Origin of the sequence: Psychrobacter sp. SHUES1 (assembly GCF_001652315.1) — a bacterium.
Lineage (GTDB): Bacteria > Pseudomonadota > Gammaproteobacteria > Pseudomonadales > Moraxellaceae > Psychrobacter > Psychrobacter faecalis.
This window is the reverse complement of record NZ_LXWA01000073.1, coordinates 1-19,015: the sequence shown is the minus strand read 5'-3', so window position 1 is coordinate 19,015 and position 19,015 is coordinate 1. Positions and strand designations below refer to the sequence as shown.

At 43.6% G+C, this 19,015-nt stretch carries 16 protein-coding genes and 1 pseudogene; 10 read left to right on the top strand and 7 right to left on the bottom strand.

The genetic code is table 11. From position 1 onward, the window contains the following. A pseudogene (locus A7325_RS13780) lies at positions 1-127 on the top strand (IS982 family transposase); the annotation flags it as partial. Between the two features lie 77 nt (positions 128-204). On the opposite strand, the gene A7325_RS09975 reads toward A7325_RS13780, so the two are convergent. Continuing rightward, positions 205-1,158, bottom strand: a complete 954-nt coding sequence (locus A7325_RS09975) for an aminotransferase class IV (RefSeq protein ID WP_068407752.1) — start codon at positions 1,156-1,158, stop codon at positions 205-207. A gap of 15 nt (positions 1,159-1,173) precedes the next feature. Then, positions 1,174-1,863 (bottom strand): hypothetical protein, encoded by a 690-nt coding sequence (locus A7325_RS09970; protein ID WP_313493668.1) that lies wholly within the window; start codon positions 1,861-1,863, stop codon positions 1,174-1,176. A 513-nt stretch (positions 1,864-2,376) separates the two neighbouring features. Here A7325_RS09970 and aroE point away from each other — a divergent pair. Further along, a complete protein-coding gene (aroE, locus tag A7325_RS09965; RefSeq protein WP_068407745.1) occupies positions 2,377-3,228 on the top strand; it encodes a shikimate dehydrogenase in 852 nt (283 codons plus the stop codon). 81 nt (positions 3,229-3,309) lie between these two features. On the opposite strand, the gene A7325_RS09960 is transcribed toward aroE, so the two are convergent. Next, positions 3,310-4,461 (bottom strand): FUSC family protein, encoded by a 1,152-nt coding sequence (locus tag A7325_RS09960; RefSeq protein ID WP_068407744.1) that lies wholly within the window; start codon positions 4,459-4,461, stop codon positions 3,310-3,312. Positions 4,462-4,930: 469 nt separating this feature from the next. Between A7325_RS09960 and A7325_RS09955 the strand changes: the two genes are divergently transcribed. Further along, complete coding sequence (locus A7325_RS09955) at positions 4,931-6,751, top strand: acyl-CoA dehydrogenase C-terminal domain-containing protein (RefSeq protein ID WP_068407742.1); 1,821 nt, start codon at positions 4,931-4,933, stop codon at positions 6,749-6,751. A 172-nt stretch (positions 6,752-6,923) separates the two neighbouring features. Then, positions 6,924-7,400, top strand: coding sequence for a hypothetical protein (locus tag A7325_RS09950; RefSeq protein ID WP_068407740.1), 477 nt, complete (start codon positions 6,924-6,926; stop codon positions 7,398-7,400). Between the two features lie 50 nt (positions 7,401-7,450). Here A7325_RS09950 and A7325_RS09945 read toward each other — a convergent pair whose 3' ends face one another. Together A7325_RS09945 and ybaK are read right to left on the bottom strand one after the other, a co-directional pair. Beyond that, positions 7,451-7,822 carry a 5-carboxymethyl-2-hydroxymuconate Delta-isomerase gene (locus tag A7325_RS09945; RefSeq protein WP_068407738.1) on the bottom strand — a complete coding sequence of 124 codons (372 nt, stop codon included), beginning with the start codon at positions 7,820-7,822 and terminating at the stop codon, positions 7,451-7,453. A 111-nt stretch (positions 7,823-7,933) separates the two neighbouring features. Then, positions 7,934-8,422: a Cys-tRNA(Pro) deacylase gene (gene ybaK / locus A7325_RS09940; RefSeq protein WP_068407735.1), complete on the bottom strand. Its 489-nt coding sequence runs from the start codon at positions 8,420-8,422 to the stop codon at positions 7,934-7,936. Between the two features lie 293 nt (positions 8,423-8,715). Between ybaK and plsB the strand changes: the two genes are divergently transcribed. After that, on the top strand, positions 8,716-11,520 hold the full coding sequence (gene plsB, locus A7325_RS09935) for a glycerol-3-phosphate 1-O-acyltransferase PlsB (RefSeq protein WP_068407733.1): 2,805 nt from the start codon (positions 8,716-8,718) through the stop codon (positions 11,518-11,520). Positions 11,521-11,633: 113 nt separating this feature from the next. On the opposite strand, the gene ettA is transcribed toward plsB, so the two are convergent. After that, positions 11,634-13,295, bottom strand: coding sequence for an energy-dependent translational throttle protein EttA (gene ettA, locus A7325_RS09930; protein WP_068407755.1), 1,662 nt, complete (start codon positions 13,293-13,295; stop codon positions 11,634-11,636). 457 nt (positions 13,296-13,752) lie between these two features. Here ettA and A7325_RS09925 point away from each other — a divergent pair, with 457 nt between their 5' ends. Next, complete coding sequence (locus tag A7325_RS09925; protein WP_068407730.1) at positions 13,753-14,043, top strand: GNAT family N-acetyltransferase; 291 nt, start codon at positions 13,753-13,755, stop codon at positions 14,041-14,043. A gap of 295 nt (positions 14,044-14,338) precedes the next feature. After that, positions 14,339-14,632: a 4a-hydroxytetrahydrobiopterin dehydratase gene (locus A7325_RS09920; protein WP_068407727.1), complete on the top strand. Its 294-nt coding sequence runs from the start codon at positions 14,339-14,341 to the stop codon at positions 14,630-14,632. Positions 14,633-14,763: 131 nt separating this feature from the next. Here A7325_RS09920 and A7325_RS09915 read toward each other — a convergent pair whose 3' ends face one another. Then, positions 14,764-14,919: a DUF1328 domain-containing protein gene (locus tag A7325_RS09915; protein WP_068407724.1), complete on the bottom strand. Its 156-nt coding sequence runs from the start codon at positions 14,917-14,919 to the stop codon at positions 14,764-14,766. Between the two features lie 445 nt (positions 14,920-15,364). Here A7325_RS09915 and A7325_RS09910 point away from each other — a divergent pair, with 445 nt between their 5' ends. From A7325_RS09910 to A7325_RS09900, 3 genes are all read left to right on the top strand, one after another. After that, positions 15,365-16,678: a saccharopine dehydrogenase family protein gene (locus A7325_RS09910; protein ID WP_068407721.1), complete on the top strand. Its 1,314-nt coding sequence runs from the start codon at positions 15,365-15,367 to the stop codon at positions 16,676-16,678. Positions 16,679-17,051: 373 nt separating this feature from the next. Beyond that, a complete protein-coding gene (locus A7325_RS09905) occupies positions 17,052-17,897 on the top strand; it encodes a hypothetical protein (RefSeq protein ID WP_068407719.1) in 846 nt (281 codons plus the stop codon). Positions 17,898-18,341: 444 nt separating this feature from the next. Beyond that, the gene (locus A7325_RS09900) at positions 18,342-18,824 is read left to right on the top strand and encodes a hypothetical protein (protein WP_068407715.1); all 483 of its coding nucleotides are present in this window, start codon (positions 18,342-18,344) and stop codon (positions 18,822-18,824) included. Positions 18,825-19,015 lie beyond the last annotated feature (191 nt).

Below are 19,015 nucleotides of genomic sequence, written 5' to 3'. Positions count from 1 at the left end.
CTCACGCCATCGTAGTGTCACGGGGTTTATCACAAACTTGCTGTCAGGTTTGATTGCTTATTGCTGGTTTCCCTATAAACCCACCATCAAAAACATGCCTCAGCAGGGACAGGTAGCCATATTGTAAATAGTATCAATGAGTTACAATGTGGCTTATCCCGAACTGGGGTTATTGATACCAAATTTAATATTCTTTAAATACAGTTAAATCGCTTCAAAACTCACCACTTCACCCGACAATAACCTCAGACTACTCATGGGCATAATACCGCGCAGCGCATTACAAAAGAATAGCTGGCTTAAATGGGGTAAATCCTCATCTTGTAACGACCTGATGATAACGGGGTTATTGCTAGTCGATAATGTATCGATAATCACTTGCCGCATCACGCCAGCAACGCCCGATTGCGCCATCGACGGCGTATACCATTGACCTTGGGTTAAATAATTGCTGTTGCTGTTGTTTTGAGAGTGTGGACGATTGGACGATTTTGCGACTGGCTCTTCTACTAATTGATAAAACACATTACTCATCGTGCCCTCAACCCAATGCCCGCTTATATCGCGTAGCAGACCTTCGGCGATGCTTGGCTTGATAGTGTCTGCCAATGTCTTAGCTTTGATAGCTTGCAGCTCGCCACTTGCCAGCACATTATCGAGGCGATTTAAGCTTTTAAGTCCAGCAAGCGTTGGCGGCAAACAAGCAATTTGAGAGGATAAGCAAATGGCGCTCGCGGCAGGTTGTAGCGGGATAAATTGCCCATCAGCGAGTGGCAGCGATCGTGCGGTAGTAATGGCCATCGGTGAGGATTTAAGCCAAATCTCGCACGCACTGCCGCCACCAGTATTTGGTGTATAACCATAACCACGGACTTCTTGCTCGGCGCGCGTGATTATAAGTTTTAGCATACCTTGCTGTAATTGCTTGGCATGTGTTTTTAACGCCATTAATAATGAAAAACTGTCCAGCTGAAGTTGCAAGGCTACCGCATGCGAGACAAGGCGCTGCTGATGATAGTCCAACCACAGTATCTGCCCATCGATGACGCCCATAGTGGTAAAAAAACCATCACCGTATGCCAACCCGCGATTGTCTAACGATACCGTGGTCTGTGTAGCATTTGACGGATGCAAACATATCCAGCTATTGGGCGACATTCAGGCCAGCCCTACTTATTTATCAGCGGTTTGAGAAGCGGATTTATTAATCACCAGCATACAGCTATAAAACTCGCATTTTGCCAACTCTACTTTTTGACCGCCGATGGTTTTATTTTTGGCGATTTGACCGCCGAGCATATCAGCGACCAGCTTGCCGCCTTCATCGCCCATTAATTGACGCGCCAGTTGATAAGCTTTTTTGGCATGGTTTTGACTGATTTCTTTTTCTTTATCAGAGTCGGTAGGATTGGCAAAATACCAGCCAAGCTCGAGGTATTTTTCAGAATCAATCAGGTCCAAATACGGCGCATCATCCTGCATAAAGCGATATTTGGACGCCGGATTACTGGCATAGTCCAAGCTATTTTCGTCGGTGCTGACCACTTTACCAAAGGCTGATTGTATCTTTTTAATCTCATCGATACTTAAGGGGGTTACTTTGGCAGTGCCCCACGAGGCGATATCGTATTTGACTGGCGTTCCTTGCGCAGCTGTTGCGCCATCAAGATCAGTGTTGGCATTAGGGTTTTCTGCTTTGGAGGTTGCAGCGGTGGTCTGCTCGCTATTATCAGCGCCTGCTTCTTTGGCGGCGGTATCGCTTTCTGTATTGCTATTACAGGCGCTCAAAGACACGCCAACTGCCATTATCGTACTGACCATCAAGGTCTGTAGGCTTTTATTCCACATGGGCAATGTACTCACACTTTTAAAGAGATCCAAAAACGGTATTAACGAGCGGGGTTTGCTGCCGCTGATAATGAAAAATGTCTGTTAAACTTTTATAGTTATATAATTTATTGGTTATAGGCTTTGGTAGCAGTCAAATTGTTACATGTTGCCTTTTAATTATCGTAAAATGCAAGACGGACTGAAATCTTCATGCTCCCTAGTTTACCCAACTGCTTAACACTTGACTAGCTTTTACCTTACACTTACCGCTCCGGCAGAGTACAGATTTGTTAAAGACCTCACGAGATAAAGGCGTGATCTGTCTGGCCAATTATTCGCTCAGTTTTTGCCCTTTTATTGACTTAGCATAATTGGCTTAGCTTAGTTGGTTTAGTATAGGTTTGTGAAAGTTAACGTTATCCCCTATGATAAGTAGGATTTATTAAATGACATTGCATAAGATAATTAAACGGCCACTTTTTTATTGATAACTTCTCACCTGTCGATTTTGCCTATATTTCACCCTTTACAAGCAGCGGACCCTTTATGACCCAGCATTTTATCGTTATAGGCAATCCGATTGCCCACAGCAAATCCCCTGAAATCCATACGCAGTTCGCTGTGCAGACAGGCTTAGAGACTAGCTATCAGCGCCAGTATTGCCCTGATGATGTAGCCAGCTTTACTGCGGTGATTGAGGCATTTTTTCAGGGCGGCGGCGTTGGTGCTAACGTGACTGTGCCCTTTAAGCAAGTAGCTTATCAGTGCTGCGCGGCGCGTGGCGGCTTGTCTGAACACGCTAAGGTTGCAGGCGCTGTTAATACTTTGTTGATCAATAAAACGTTGTTAAAAAATGGCACACCGATAGCCGAGGCGATATATGGCGATAATACCGATGGCCAAGGGTTGGTCAATCACATGACAAGTTTAGATTGGCCGCTAAAGGGCGCGCGTGTGGCAATAATCGGCGCAGGCGGCGCGGCGCGCGGGGTGATATTGCCATTGATTGAAGCGGGTATCAGCGAGCTTACCCTTGCCAATCGTACATTAAATAAAGCGATAAATTTGGTTACTGAGCTAAGCGCTGCAAGTGAGACAATTGCTAAGCAGCAGATTAAAACCTGTAGCACTGAAACGCTAAGCGGTGAGTTTGATATCATTATCAATGCTACCTCGATTGGGCTAACGGGCGATACGCTGCCGCTTAGCGACCAACTAGACGGCCATTATGCTTACGATATGATGTATGGACGTGAGCTGCCGTTTTTGCAGCATTTTACCAAGCGCGGCGCACAAACGTCAGACGGTTATGGCATGCTTATCGGGCAGGCAGCGTTAAGTTTTGAGCGTTGGACAGAACATAAAGTCGATGTTGCGCAAGTCATCGACAGTTTATAAGTACATTGAATGAACAGCTTAAACCGCGACTAAAAAAGCCATATGAATAGAAATCATACAGCTTTTTATCTGCTAAAAAATTTAGCTAAAACGCGCCAGCAGCCAATTCTCCATCCGGCGCAGCGGCACGCGTAAATCGGTCGAATGCATCACCACCCCGCCGCTTAGCCCCACCACGCAGCCAATCATGGTATCAAACAAACGCGCTAAAATGACCTCTTGATAAGCTTGCTCAGTAAACGGCAACCCACTACCGTATTCGGCGATGAATATCGTCAGCGGTGTGATAAATATCACTGCCAAGCCATAATGGCGGTCGACCAAGGTTTCAATACACAGCATTAAGCTTAATATCGCCAGCGCCACGCCCCATATCGGCAAACCCCACGCCAGCATCCATCCCGCCAGCCCAACGCCAACCATGGTGCCAAGCAAACGATGGATTTGCTTAATCCACATGGTACGCAAATGAATACCTTGGATAATCAAAAAACAGCTGACTGCTGCCCAATAGGGATTTGATAAATTTAAGCTCAGCGCGATGACTAAGGATAGACTGACAAAACCGGCGACAATCACACTCTCCGTAATGGTATCGGGCTCATAGCTATAGGTCGGGGTCGGGGTCGCTGGGCGCGTCGCCAATAAAAGCAGCGAATATAGCAGCGCCATCACCAAAGCAAAACCACTACCGAGCATCACCAAACCCGTGGCTGGCATGGCATCTTCTAAAGGCAGGGGGATAAATAGCGCAATCGCCCCCGCCATCATCACAAACAAACCTGCGGGCGGCGGCTGACGATAGTAGCGCCCAAAAATTACAATACCAAACGCCATCAAGGTAAATATCGGCAATTTTAATGGCGGAATTTGCTGCGCTATCAGGCCCAGCGCAAAACACAGCGACATGGCAAACCCCCACGCCATCACCGTCACCAAACGAAACGGCAGCTTACCTGCTAACGGTGTATTTAAAATAACCATCGCCCCTAGTGACGCTTTAATACCAGACGGCAGAGCATCAAAGTACGCCCCAACAAATACCGGAAAGCTAATGGTAATTGCAGCGATAATCGGCATGTGCCACGGTCGTTTGCTACGGTTTACGGTTAATAAATGGTTAAGCTCACCATCGATGAGTTTTTTTAACCGCCCAACTACTGCCATTAGCCAAAATACTGGCGTCTTTTTCTGCTCTGTTTGGTATGCTAAATTGCGCTTTGGTGCGCTCATAAATTGTGTTCCTTTATTCTGTTTGGGCACGCAACTCATACACTTAACGGTTGTTTTGCGTCTATCCCGCTGTCTATACTGAAACTTATGCTACAACCTATATTAAAACTATGGTTCTTTATAAAGTTGGACTTATTGATGCCTATTTATAAATAAATAACCATTTATATTTATAACTTAAATTTTTATGTTTTTTAATATATTATGAATATTAGTTATCGGTTGTATATTTGTGGCTATAGAAGATTTATACTGACCTCAATGCTATGACAGCTGTTTTTTATCAAGGATGCCTTAACGGTTATCAAAATGGACAAGCTGTTCTTAATAAACTTAGATGACGACCTGTAATATTGTCTGCCTTTATCCCAGATAATTAAACTCCCGTTTACATGAACCATAGCTCAATTAATGAGCCGACAGTCTATGCTAACGAACTATGCTAATGAAATAATCAAAGAGAGCGACTATGTTAACTTACAAAGCACCTTTGCGTGATATCAAGTTTTTGATAAATGATGTTTTTGACTATCAAACGCATTATAAAAGCCTAGACAATGGCGAAAACGCCGATCCTGAAACCGTCGATATGATTTTGCAAGGCTTTGCTGACTTTGCTGAAAATGTCTTAGCGCCTTTGTACCAGCCAGCGGATGAAGAAGGCTGTCATTTTGAAAATGGTGTGGTCACTACGCCTAAAGGTTTTAAAGAAGCTTATGACCAGTTCGTCGAAGGCGGCTGGCAAGGTATTTCGTACCCTGAAGAGTACGGCGGTATGAACTTACCGATGTCAATCAACCTTATTAAGTCTGAAATGATGGGTACGGCTAACTGGCCTTGGGCGATGTATCCTGGCCTATCAACTGGTTGTATCAACACCTTACTACAGTACGGTACCGACGAGCAAAAAGCGATTTATTTACCTAAATTGGTTGAAGGTACGTGGTCGGGCACCATGTGTTTGACTGAGCCGCAGTGTGGTACTGACTTGGGTCAGGTTAAATCAAAAGCCATCCCGCAAGATGACGGTACTTATAAAATCAGCGGTACCAAGATTTTTATCTCAAGTGGCGAGCATGACTTAACCGACAATATCGTCCATATCGTTTTAGCTCGTCTACCAAATGCGCCAGAAGGCACACGCGGTATCTCATTGTTCATCGTACCAAAATTCTTGCCAAATGCTGAAGGTGAATCTGGCGAGCGTAATGGCGTGGTTTGTGGCTCTATCGAGCACAAAATGGGTATCAGCTCATCGTCAACTTGTGTTTTAAACTTCGATGACGCAGTTGGTTACTTAATTGGTGAGCCAAATAAAGGCTTGAAAGCGATGTTCACCTTTATGAACACTGCTCGTATCGGTACTGGTATTCAAGGTTTGGCGCACACTGAATTGTCTTTCCAAAACGCCCTACCATACGCTAAAGACCGTCGCTCTATGCGTACGCTATCAGGCACGAAAGACCCTGAAAAAGTGGCTGATGCGATTATTCATCATGCCGACGTACGCCGTATGCTATTGACCCAAAAAGCCTTTGCTGAAGGCGGTCGCTCAATGATTTATCACTCAGCGCGCTATGCCGACAAAATGTCTCAAGGCGTTGCAAACGGTGATGACGCCGAGTTTGAAAAATGGGATGACAAATTGGGCTTTTATACGCCTATCCTAAAGGGCTTTTTAACTGAGCTTGGTATTGAAGCGGCCAAACACGGTCAGCAAATCTACGGTGGTCACGGCTATATCAAAGAATGGGGCATGGAGCTTATCGCTCGTGATGCACGTATTGCGACGATGTACGAAGGTACCACTGGCGTACAGGCGCTTGACTTACTCGGTCGTAAAGTTATCTTGCAATCTAAAGGTAAAATCATCCGTGATTACACCTCAAGCATTATGAAATGGTGCGGCGAGTATGCGCTTGATAAAGACATGCGTAAATTCGTTTGGGCGCTGACCAAACTATGTGCTGAGTGGAACACCTTGACCGTACGCTTGATGCTGATGGCGCGTAAAGACCGTGAAATCATCTCTGCGGCATCAGATGACTTTTTGATGTACTCAGGCTATGTGATGATGGGTTATCACTGGGCGCGCATGGCGGCGGTCGCTTATGACAAGCTTGAAAACGGTGGCACTGAGTCACCAGAATTCTACAAAGCTAAGATTCAAACGGCTGAATTTTACTTTGATAAAATCTTACCACGTACCTCAGGCCATGCTGAAAGTATGGTTGCTCCAAGCGAGAGCATGACGGCAATGGCAATCGATAACTTTGCTTTCCTAGACTAGGATTAAGATTACTTCACAATCAAGCAAATAATTAACAAGAAAAGCGCCTATTCATTAGGCGCTTTTTTATGTTTAATATAAAGTCAGAGAAGATACTAGAACCATAGTCATCAAGTAATAGACATGCAAATAATAGACAGCTGATAAAATATAATTTGATAAGGAAGCAATGATGTTGTCGATTAATAACAGAACCACTTTATCAAGTACACGAGCGCTAAAAACGCTATTATTGAGTGCCGCATTAATCAGCGTTGGCGCCCATAGCGCGATGGCTAAAACCAGTGACACCCCCATTCATTTTGCCAAAGGCGCTATTAGTAGCGTGGTTACGGGTAAATTAAAACCTAACGAACAGGAGCGCTGGTATCGTTTTAATGCCGCCGCTGCGCAATATGCCATCATTAATATTGCGCCGCTTACTGGCACGTCTGAGACCGCCAATGTCGGCGTCCTACATATGCCAAATGGTAAATATGATGGCACCAAAGGCGGGATTATTTACCAAGGCTGCCTACCCGCAACTGGCGAATATCGCTTACGTATCGCCCGCAATTTGATGGCGACTCACGGTGAAACCGCTGGTTATAAAGCTGAGGTCATGGTACTGCCTAAGTTTGCCAGTAAGTCGCTATGTGCAGATAAATAGCTGGTCTGTTATTTTTATAAATCACTCTTATAAACAATTGAGCCTAACGTTTAGCTCAGCATTTTTTTATGATAAATCGCGCTGAGCTCTTCGACCTCAACACAGATTTGGATGTCGGCGCGTCCTGATTGCTGTGCATTCAAGCTTTCCTCTATAGCAGCCGTCAATAATCCAGCGAGTTGATGGCGTATGACTTCGTCACGGCCGCTCATAATTTTTAGATGCGCATAAACAAAGCCGTTGCGCTGCTCGTCATCTTCCACGCCAACCAAAAACGTCTCAATCGGTACGATACGGGCTTTTATATCAGCAGGTTTACCAAAGTGTCCACTGTCCCATAGTGCTTGATTTAATGCTTTTAGAAATGATTCTTCATGAGTAATCGTGACGTTTGGCGTCACTTGAATGGTTAAATGCGGCATGGGTAACATCCTTATTTAAAAATAGCAATTCTACTAATAAGCAGCGCAAACACTATTGAGAGCAAATGACAAAGGCGCAGAATAAACGGCGTGTAAAATTCTTCTTAAATACTAATCATCGATGATATCTACAAAGCGCGCGTTAAGCGTGGTCGCTAATTGCTCAGGTGGCAACTCAATCTCTAGACCTCGGCGACCGCCACTCACATAGATAGTCGCTTGCTGTTGCGCGGCGGCATGGATAAGCGTCGGTAGGCGCTTTTTTTGCCCCAATGGGCTAACGCCACCGAGCACATAACCCGTCGACCGTTCGACCAATTTAGGCTCAGCCATTTGTACTTTTTTACAAGCCAGCATTTTATTGCTCGATAAAGCCTTCGCCACTTTTTTAAAATTTAGGGTTTTATCGACCGGCAAAATCGCTACGGCCAGCGCGCCTGCGTCGGTTGTCACCACCAAGGTTTTAAACACACGCTCGGCAGTAATGCCCAGTTTTTCTACTGCTTCTAGCCCGAAAGAGGCGGCGGCGCTGTCGTGAGTATATTCATGCAACTTATAATCAAGGCTTTGCTGTTTGGCAAGTTTGATAGCAGGGGTCATAATATTTTGGCTTAGAATAATGAAGTTAAAAGATAAAATTCTACATAGATTTGAATGTAAATATTTTGATTTAATGCCATACAGTATTGCGCGAAATCGCAGATTTTTCTACCTCTGACTTTAAATAATTTCGCCTTTTAACGGTTGGCTTGTTAAATATTCTCTGGCATTTAAACCAGTATTCTATGCCGTTATGAGATTAATATTGGCAGTATATACAGACACCATATATCGCTTTGATGGCTTTTATGGCATCATAAGCTCACCACATTTGACTAATTTTGATACTGATTATGATACCGAAGTTCTTAAAAAAACGGATTTTTAAAGCGCCCGTCGCAACTGACCATACAACCTCAACCCCAGAATTCGAGGCTGAGATGCTGCCGGTTGCCTCAACCCTTTATGCCAATGCGCCGATTAACCAGCTCTATCGCAAACTATCGGGTCAGCTGCTTGATGTGGCTGTGAAGCCAAAGCTTTTGGGCGAGTTGCCAGAATTCGACGATGACGACAATATCCTTAGATTTTATGTGCTGCAAGATTATTCGCGCTCCAACAGTATTTTGATTGACCTACAGACGCAAGAGCACAATCTGCCACCCGCCTTGGTCGGTGTGCAAGATATTACTCATGATGTTAAAGAAAATGCCGCCATTATCTTTTTACATCACCCGCATGCCAAAGATAGCCAGTTGTCACCTCGCCTATCGCGTCTGGTTGCCGCGGTCTTACAACATCCAGAATTACAAGTGCGTTTGGTGCCAGTGTCGATCCTGTGGGGACGCGCGCCAGAAAAAGAAGACTCGTTATTTAAATTATTGACCGCCGATAACTGGGAAGATCCTAGCATCACCAAGCAGTTATTTAATATCGGGGTGATGGGACGCGATACCTTTGTTCAGTTCCATCCGCCACAAGATTTACGCAGCCTTATTCATGACAGCTTACAAGGTGATGGCGAAGGATTTTCTATCTTTGATTCTGTTGCTAGCGAAACCAATACCGTACAAAACACCGCGCAAGCTGATACGGCAAATGATGCTAATAAAGTGAATGATGCTAATAAGGTAAATGATATAGCGCCAAGCTTTGCCATGGTTGCGTCAGCCGATGGCAATCGCGAGCTGGTGCGCTCATTACAACAGCAGCTTAATATTTATTTGGATAAACAGCGCGCCAGCATGCTCGGCCCCGACTTGTCGGACAGACGTAACTTGGTCGACAAATTGGTTTATTCGCCTGCTATCAAACATGCAATAGAAGCAGAAGCGGCAGCGTCAGGCACCAGTGTGCGGGAAGCGCGGATGTTAGCCAAAGGCTACGCCAATGAAATGGTCAATGATTACTCACACTCTATCGTGCGCGGCTTTTATAAGTTCCTGACGTGGTTGTGGACGCAGCTTTATGATGGCGTAGAAGTGCATCACTTTGAGCGGGTACGTGAGCTGGCCGCTGATTATGAGCTTATTTATGTGCCTTGTCACCGCAGTCATGTCGACTACTTGCTGCTGTCCTACGTCATTTATATGCGCGGCTTAAGCATTCCTTATGTTGCCGCAGGTGATAATTTGGATGTACCAGTATTAGGGCCATTATTGCGCGGCGCGGTTGCTTTTTATATTCGTCGCAGCTTCCGTGGCAACGCGCTATATACTGCGGTACTGCGTGAATATATGCACACGCTGATTACCCGTAACACCCCGATTGAGTACTTTATCGAAGGCGGACGCTCGCGTTCAGGACGACTGCTGCCACCGAAAATGGGTATGCTAGCGATGACGGTACATAGCCAGTTACGCCGAACCAATAAACCTGTGGTGTTTATACCGACCTATATCGGTTACGAGCGTATCATGGAGGGTGGCACTTATGTGGGCGAGCTAAAAGGCAAGCCAAAAGAGTCAGAATCGCTAATAGGTCTCCTCAAAGTTGGCCGTAAGATTGAGCGTATCTTTGGTAATGTACATTTAAGCTTTGGCACGCCGCTGCATCTTAGCGACTTTATGCAAAAATTCGATGTGCCGGCCAACAGCTTACCTGCCGATCGTACCGACACGCCACTCGATGATAAAACCAGCGCCATGGTGGATAATATCGGCGTCAAAGTCATGCAGCATATCAATAAGGCGGCGGTCATCACTCCAGTGTCGCTGTTGTCATTGGTATTATTATCGGCACCAAAGGCGGCGCTTGATGAAGATATTTGCCGTGAGCAAATCGCCCTTTATCAAGGTCTGGCTCAGCATTTGCCCTACTCTGATGATACGATTATCACCGATATGACGCCGCAGCAAATCATCGATTATGGTATTAAACTAAAACTTATCGAACGCATACCGCATATCTTGGGTGATATTATCCAGGTTGCTGGTAAACAGGCGGCGCTACTAAGCTATTTCCGCAATAATATCCTGCATGTCTTTATTTTATTGTCTTTCTTATCCGCTCTGGTCGCGCGCAACGGTCGCATTGAGCGCAGCCGTCTCAATAGTATCGCCGAGCAGTTATATCCATTCTTACAAAGCGAGCTGTTCCTCTATTATTCAGCGCATGGTCTTCAAGAGACCCTGAATAAAAAAGTCGATAGCCTGCTTGCAAGTGGCCTGATTGTAGAATTAAGCGATGGTATGTTGAGCGTCCCTGAGACCAATAGCAAATGCTATCAGCAGCTACAAGTACTGGCGACGCCAGTTGAACAAAGCCTTGAGCGTTACTTTATGACCCTTGCGCTACTCGCTCAGCAAGGCTCAGGCAATCTAACCGAAAACGAAGTTGTTGACCTCTGTCATTTGCTTGGTCAGCGTTTATCAGTACTGTATGCTGACGACATTCCTGACTTCTTTGACCGTGCGCTATTCACCAGCTTTATCGGTGCCTTGATTCGTCTTGATTATCTGCAAAAAGATGAAGAAACTGGCATCTTAATTTTCGATCAGCGTATCGATAATATTGCCCATCATGCAAAATATGTCCTGAGTCCTGATATGATGCAAATCTTGCAGCAAGTGGCGAGCCTCAATGAAGAAGAAATTGCCCACGCCATTACTGAAATTAGCAATAAAAAGCAGCGTAAGTTTGGCCGTAAGCGTTCATAAAGCAACGTAAAAGCTGAACGTAAAAAAAGACCTCTAATAGATTAGAGGTCTTTTTTTATATCTAAATTATTGTCTAAAAACACTTATGACAAACAAAGTTTTTAGCAAAGATTCTAGGTAGAAATCTTTTTATACTTCATACGCTTCGGACTGGCATCATCACCCATGGTTTTTTTGCGATAGGTTTCAAACTCAGAATAGTTACCATCGAACCAAACTGGGCCTTCATCTTCGAATGCCAAAATATGGGTCGCGATACGGTCAAGGAACCAGCGATCATGCGACACCACCATCACCGTACCTGGGAATACTTGAATGGCATCCTCTAGCGCACGTAAGGTTTCGATATCCAAATCGTTTGATGGTTCATCAAGGAGCAAGACGTTAGCGCCCTGTTTTAGTGTCTTAGCAAGTTGTAAACGGTTACGCTCACCACCTGATAATTGACCGACATGCTTTTGTTGGTCTGAACCTTTAAAGTTAAAGCGGCCGATATAAGCGCGGCTTGGGGTTTCATAGTCGCCTACTTTGATGATATCGAGGCCGTCAGAGACTTCTTCCCAAACAGTCTTTTTGTCATCTAAGTTATCACGTACCTGTCCGACATAAGCGACTTTGACACTTTCACCCAAATCGACTGAGCCGGTATCTGGCGTATCACGCTCGGTAATCATGTTAAATAGCGTGGTTTTACCCGCACCGTTTGGACCGATGATACCAACAATAGCGCCTGCTGGGACGTTAAAGCTTAAGTTTTCATAAAGCAGACGATCACCAAACGATTTAGAGATATCGTTGACTTCGATGACTTTATTACCCAAACGAGGACCCGGTGGAATATAAATCTCAGAGGTCTCATTACGCTGCTGGAACTCTTTTGAGTTCAATTCCTCAAAACGCTGCACGCGTGATTTAGACTTGGCTTGCTGACCTTTTTGGTTTTTACGAATCCACTCAAGCTCTTTTTTCAGCGCTTTCGCAAACGATTCTTCTTGTTTATTTTGCTGCTCTAAACGGGTGTTCTTTTGCTCGAGCCACTCCGTATAGTTGCCTTCGTACGGATAGCCATGGCCACGGTCAAGCTCCAAAATCCACTGAGCAACGTTATCCAAGAAATAACGGTCATGGGTAATGGCGACGATGGTACCGCTATAGTTCTGCAAGAATTGCTCAAGCCAAGCAACCGATTCAGCGTCCAAATGGTTGGTCGGTTCGTCAAGTAACAGCATATCAGGACGTGACAACAGCAGACGACATAGTGCCACACGGCGTTTTTCACCACCTGATAGTTTGCTAACGTCCGCATCCCATGGCGGTAAACGTAGCGCATCAGCAGCTTTTTCTAGCTGGGTATTTAAATTATGCGCATCCCATGCTTGAATGATGTCTTCCATTTTGCCTTGTTCTTCGGCAAGCTTATCAAAGTCGGCATCAGGTTCAGCATATTCTGCATAAATGGCATCGAGGCGTGACAGCGCATCTAAAGCTTCACGCATACCATCTTCGACGTTGCCGCGGACATCTTTACTGTCATCAAGCTGTGGTTCCTGCGGTAGATAACCAACCTTCGTACCTGCTTGCGCGCGCGCTTCGCCGCTAAAGTCTTTATCCACGCCCGCCATGATACGTAGCAAAGTTGATTTACCTGAACCGTTAATACCTAAAACACCGATTTTGGCGCCAGGAAAAAACGACAGATTGATGTTTTTTAAAATCTCGCGCTTAGGTGGAACAAGTTTTGACACGTTGTTCATCGTGTAGATATATTGAGCCATTAACACTCCGATAGACTGCATAGACGAGACGTGCAAACCAGACTTAGCAATCATGCCAAATGGACTGCGCCTCAAAAATCAGGGTTATAAATTGTTTACCATTATCGCATTGTGGCGCAACCCCTGCAAGCTAACGGACTGTTTTACCTGTCTTTATATGCCTTTTAACTTTTTTTGCAGGCTTTTTACGCTTAGCTGTCTGTTTTAGTAGCTTTCTCTGCCAATACCTTTATGCGAAATCACGCCTTACAAAGTCATGTCGTGACGTTTGAATTAAAGTAAGGCTATTAACATTCGCCCTATCTAGCCTTACGGTAAATGACTAGAAAATTCATTTAAAAAAGCTCACAATACCTAGGATAAGATATTAAAAAGTGAATAGATAATGATCACTTAATTAATAATTAGCTAATTAAAAGCTAGAAATAATTATAAATATCGATAATGGAGAATTTCTATGAGTAATAACGACAAACAGAATCTAGATATTGTACACAATGAGCAAGCCAAGCGTTTTGAAACGTCAATCGACGGTCATATGGGTTATATCAGCTATCAAGAACGTGGCGATCAACTGGTATACGACCATACGATCGTACCACAAGAATTGGGTGGTCGCGGTGTTGGGTCTGCACTGGTTAAGCATGCCTTAAACTACGCGCAGGATAATAACAAAAAAGTGGTGCCACAGTGCTCGTTTGTCGCCTCATATATCGATAAACACCCTGAATATAAAAGATTGCTTTAAGCTTAACAAAACAAGCCAATAATAGATAAAGCTTTATAGTAGTAACTATATAGTAGTAATTATGCTATAAAAGCCTTATCTTGGTTTAAGCGCTAAAACGTACGACTACCCTCCTATTTATCTGACGATAATTATTATATTTTTGCTTGCAATGATGTAATAAAGACAATCAGAATTAGGTGGGTTTTTTGTCCTATGTGTTTTTTATCATGACATTGGGCAAGAGAAGATATGTAAAGTGAAATAAAAACCCGCAAACCGATAACCCTCCCTAATAATAATAAAGGATATCACCATGAGTAGTTTATCTAACCAACAAATCGACTTACAATTGGAAGACTTGGCTGGCTGGCGGCGCGACGGCAATAGTATCGTCAAAAGCTATCATTTCAGCGATTTTATTGAAGCGATGAGCTTTATGAATCAAGCCGCTTTTTATGCCGAAGCGCTCGAACATCACCCTGAATGGAGTAATACTTATAACGTTGTTGATGTCCGCCTGACCACGCACGATACGGGTGGTATCACAAGCCTAGATATTCGCCTTGCAAAACGTATGGAACATATTATCCAGCCTAAAACTTTCTAGAACCGCATAAGACGTTTGGTACCAAAAGTAATCAAAATAGTCAAATTTTAGCCATAAAAAAAGTCCTCAATCGAGGACTTTTTCTTATTACCAATATGGAAAATTACGACCTAAGCAGTCACTGTTCTCTATTACATACGGCGACTAACAAATGCGACAATGAATAGAATCACAGCAATGGCTAGTAGGATATAAGCAAAGTTTGCCGATAGACCAGCGACACCGCCAAAACCTAGGAAACTTGCAATCAACGCGATTACCGCAAAAATAATGGCCCAACGAAACATAATATTCTCCTCAAATTATGGTTAGAAACTAGATATACAGCTAGTAGTTTTGGTTATTAATAACCTATTTATCAATCAACCGTTTTACCACTGCACTCTTTTCTTCCTGAAAATCTTCTTTTTGTTTTGATACAACTTATTACTGCGTACAAATATAGATTAGCAATGATTTCTTCTAAAAGACGTTCATTTTGGTAATAATGTCGATAGGTTATGTAAACTTTGTAGCAAATCTTACCATTTTTAAGTTTTTACTTGGCTTTCCAAGACTTATGTGTAGAGATAGTGAATAGTTACTTAAATTCGCTCATTTTTATGACAAAATCTGCTATAAACCTAAATCGGCTACTTTCTGCAGATTACATATCTAATGTCAGTTGCATAATGAATAAAAACAGCGATTTAGCAATTTCACAATAATCGCTATTTAATAAGGAAAATAACTATGAATACGGAAAACTCAAACGAAACAGCGGCATCAAAACAAGCATCAACCAATCAAGAGCCTGCAAACCCTAGTGAGAAGCGTCCTTACGCGGTAGTTTTGTACGGTGCGACCAGTTTTGTAGGTCAGATTACGGCGCATTATTTAACAGAATTTTTATCGAATGCTAAAGATAAAAATGGCGAGAATGTCACGTGGGCGATAGCCGGTCGTGATGAAGAAAAGCTCAATGAGCTACAGTCTAAGCTTGCTAGTAAAGTCGATATTATCATTGCTGATAGTAACGATGCTGCTAGCCTCGATAAGATGACCAAACAAGCCCAAGTTATTATCTCAACCGTTGGCCCTTACCTAAAATACGGTGAGCCATTGATTAAATCTTGCGCTAATAATGGCACCGATTATGTCGATCTGACTGGCGAAGCGATATTCATCAAAGATATGATGGATAAATATCAGGACGCCGCCAAGCAAAGCGGCGCGCGTATCGTCAACTCATGCGGCTTTGACTCTATTCCGTCGGATTTGGGCGTTTACTTTACTCAGCAGCAAGCACAAGAAAAATTCGGTCGCGCTTGTGATGTGATTCATATGCGCGTCAAAGCGGCAAAAGGTGGTTTATCTGGCGGCACGATTGCGTCGATGGCGACGATTTTTGAAGAAGTTGGTCAAGACAAATCACGCCGTAAGCAAGTGGCAAACCCTTATCTGCTCAACGACGACAAAGATGCACCAAACGTGCGCCAAGATAATGTCAGCAAGCCAGAATACGATGACAAGCACAAACGCTGGCTGGCACCATTTGTCATGGCCAGCATCAATACTCGCATTGTGCATCGCAGTAACCAGCTGCTTGGCTATGAATATGGTCGCGACTTTAAGTATGACGAAGCGATGTGGATGAAAGACGGCGTAAAAGGTAAATTATCAAGCTACGCGATGAGCGCAGGCTTAATGGGTTTTGCCACCGCCATGATGATTAAACCAAGTCGCGAGCTGTTATCTAAACATGTGCTGCCTAAATCTGGCTCAGGTCCTTCTAAAGAAGAACAAGAAAACGGCTACTTTGATATTCGCTTGTTTGGTGAAACTGCCAACAACGATACCATCAATACCAAAGTGACTGGCGATAAAGACCCTGGTTACGGCAGCACCTCGCGTATGTTGGCGCAGGCAGCTTTATGTCTCGCGCAAGATATCAGTAAAGACGACGTCGGCGGTGGTTTTTGGACGCCTGCTTCGGCGATGGGTGATCGCTTAATTGAACGTTTAGAGGAACATTCTGGTCTCAGCTTTGAAGTAGTAAAAGATTAATAGTAACTATAGTTAAGATTAAAACAAGATTTAGCTAATTGAGTATGACTTTAACTAAGCCAGTAACGACCGCTTCTTGGTAGCAAGAGGCGGTTTTTTATTACTTATATTCTTTACCTCGTTACTCTTCAAGTTTTAGACAAATGTTAATAAACGATAAAAGCGTATTTCTTTGGTAAACGATGTTGCCCCTTTGCCCTTTTTCAATACATTAAGCTACACATTTCCAGACTAATGTCACAGCCATATTGCTACAACTCACGTAGGATTAAACAGGTTATGGCACGGACTTTGTAGACCAAGCCTAAGTTCAATGAGCCCAAAGAGACATATTAACAATAACTACATTAATAACAACTAAGAGGGAATGACTATGAAATTAAATGTATTAACAGCCGCAGTTTTGACATCCGGTGTCACCATGTTTGCGAGTACCGCCAACGCTGGTATGACGACTGATAACCATGGTAACGTTGGTTACGACAGCTACGATGAATGTGTCATGGCGGTCAAAGATGGTTCGGCAAAATTTTATACGCCTTATACTTACCAAAAACCAAAGATGCAGGCAGGCGAAGCATCGATTAAAAAAATGCGTTTGTCTGAGGTCATGATTCCTCAAACCGTGTTCAATAGTAATAATTTACAAGCCAGTGATTATTCAGCCGGTGCTTGTGATTTGGGCGTTGGACAGTCAAACGGCCGCTATGGTGTCTCAGGTCCTTTAGTGGGTAAATACGTGCCTATTGCTGCTGATATGCCCGTCAACGTCTATATGGACAAAGCCGGTAATCCGGTACGACTCAGCATGCAGCAGTGCGATAACCACTTTGGCGCTAAATTTCCTACCCCTGTTGTAGGCGGTGCTAAAGAAACTGAAGCGCCAGCGCCAGAACCTCAAGTTGCCATCACTGAAGAGCGCAGTATGGAGCCAGTCGTTGTCGAAACTACCCGCGTTATCCGCCCTGCTAAGTATCGTGTAAAAGAAGTCATCATTGCGCCAGAAGACCAAATTAAACGGGTGAATACCGCAAACGGTACAGTAATTGCGGTAGAAGATGGAGCTAATCGTGCCGTCATCGTTGGTGAAGAAGCAGATAGCAGCGTCCTTGAAGATACCGAAATCAGCCAAACCTTTCCTGTGATTCGCGTGCCGGACAATAATACCCAGCAACGCGTGGTCGATCCAAGAACCGGTAAATATGTGATCGTTGAATAGAATGTTGATAATTGAGTATTAACCATACGGTCTTTAAAATTAGAAAGGAAAGCAAAATGTCTTTTTTGCTTTCCTTTTGTCGAGCCTGACAATAACGCTACAATAGTTGCACAAACTCACTTACATACACCGCTCTGTGAGAGTTTTAATCGATGCGCTACTGAACCCATGCTTATTTAGTTGCTATTCTCCTATTAGATTTTTATCACTGACCCAGTTCAGCTTATAAAACTCTTTAACCAAATCAATCATGATAATCGTTCAATGGTTATCATGATTTTATTTTGTCTATAGGTTTAATGTTAGATATATTAAATATATAAATGCGAAATACTAAATGAATTGGTATAGCAATTTTATTTTATACAACAATACTCAATATAAGCGTCAAGTTTAAAACCCCTTAAACTGACATTATAAGATTGTAAATTAAGGAATGGATTAATGAAAAAAAGTACTCTATCTTTATCGTTACTTATGGGCGCAGCGCTCACTATCCCAAGTTTGGCTATGGCAGCCCCTACTGATAGCGAAGCAGTAGAAGATGCAGCCACTGCAACCACCCTCGAATCTGAAGGCACTCCTACAAATGAAGTCGCAGCCGATCACTCTAATCCATTTCAGTTAAGCGAAACTCAAACGATCAAAAGAGCACAGGTTAATAATCTTGCTAGCCAACAGCCAATGACTACTGAGCTACAAGCTGAGCAAGCGACAATTCAAAATACCATGCAAGAAGACATGCAGGCACAACAAGCCGCAATGCAAAATCCAGAAGCAGCAATGCAACAACAAGCCATGCAAGATGATGAAGCAGCGATGCAACAACAAGATTTGCAGCAAGCTATGCTAGATGAAGAAGCAGCCCTACAAGAAGAAGCGTTATCAGAAAGCGAAGAAGATACCGAGCCAACGCAAGCGCTATAAATTATAATTAGCGAAATCAATTTTAAAGAGAATCCTCCAATATATTCTCAATAAAAAAGGCAGCCAGATGGCTAATGCCAGTCAGTTAAGGCAAAAACTCAATAAAAGTAATAAAATAGCCCATCTAATAAGTAGATGGGCTATTTTACTATGAGACTACAAGACGCTATTAATGAGACGCATAAAAGGAT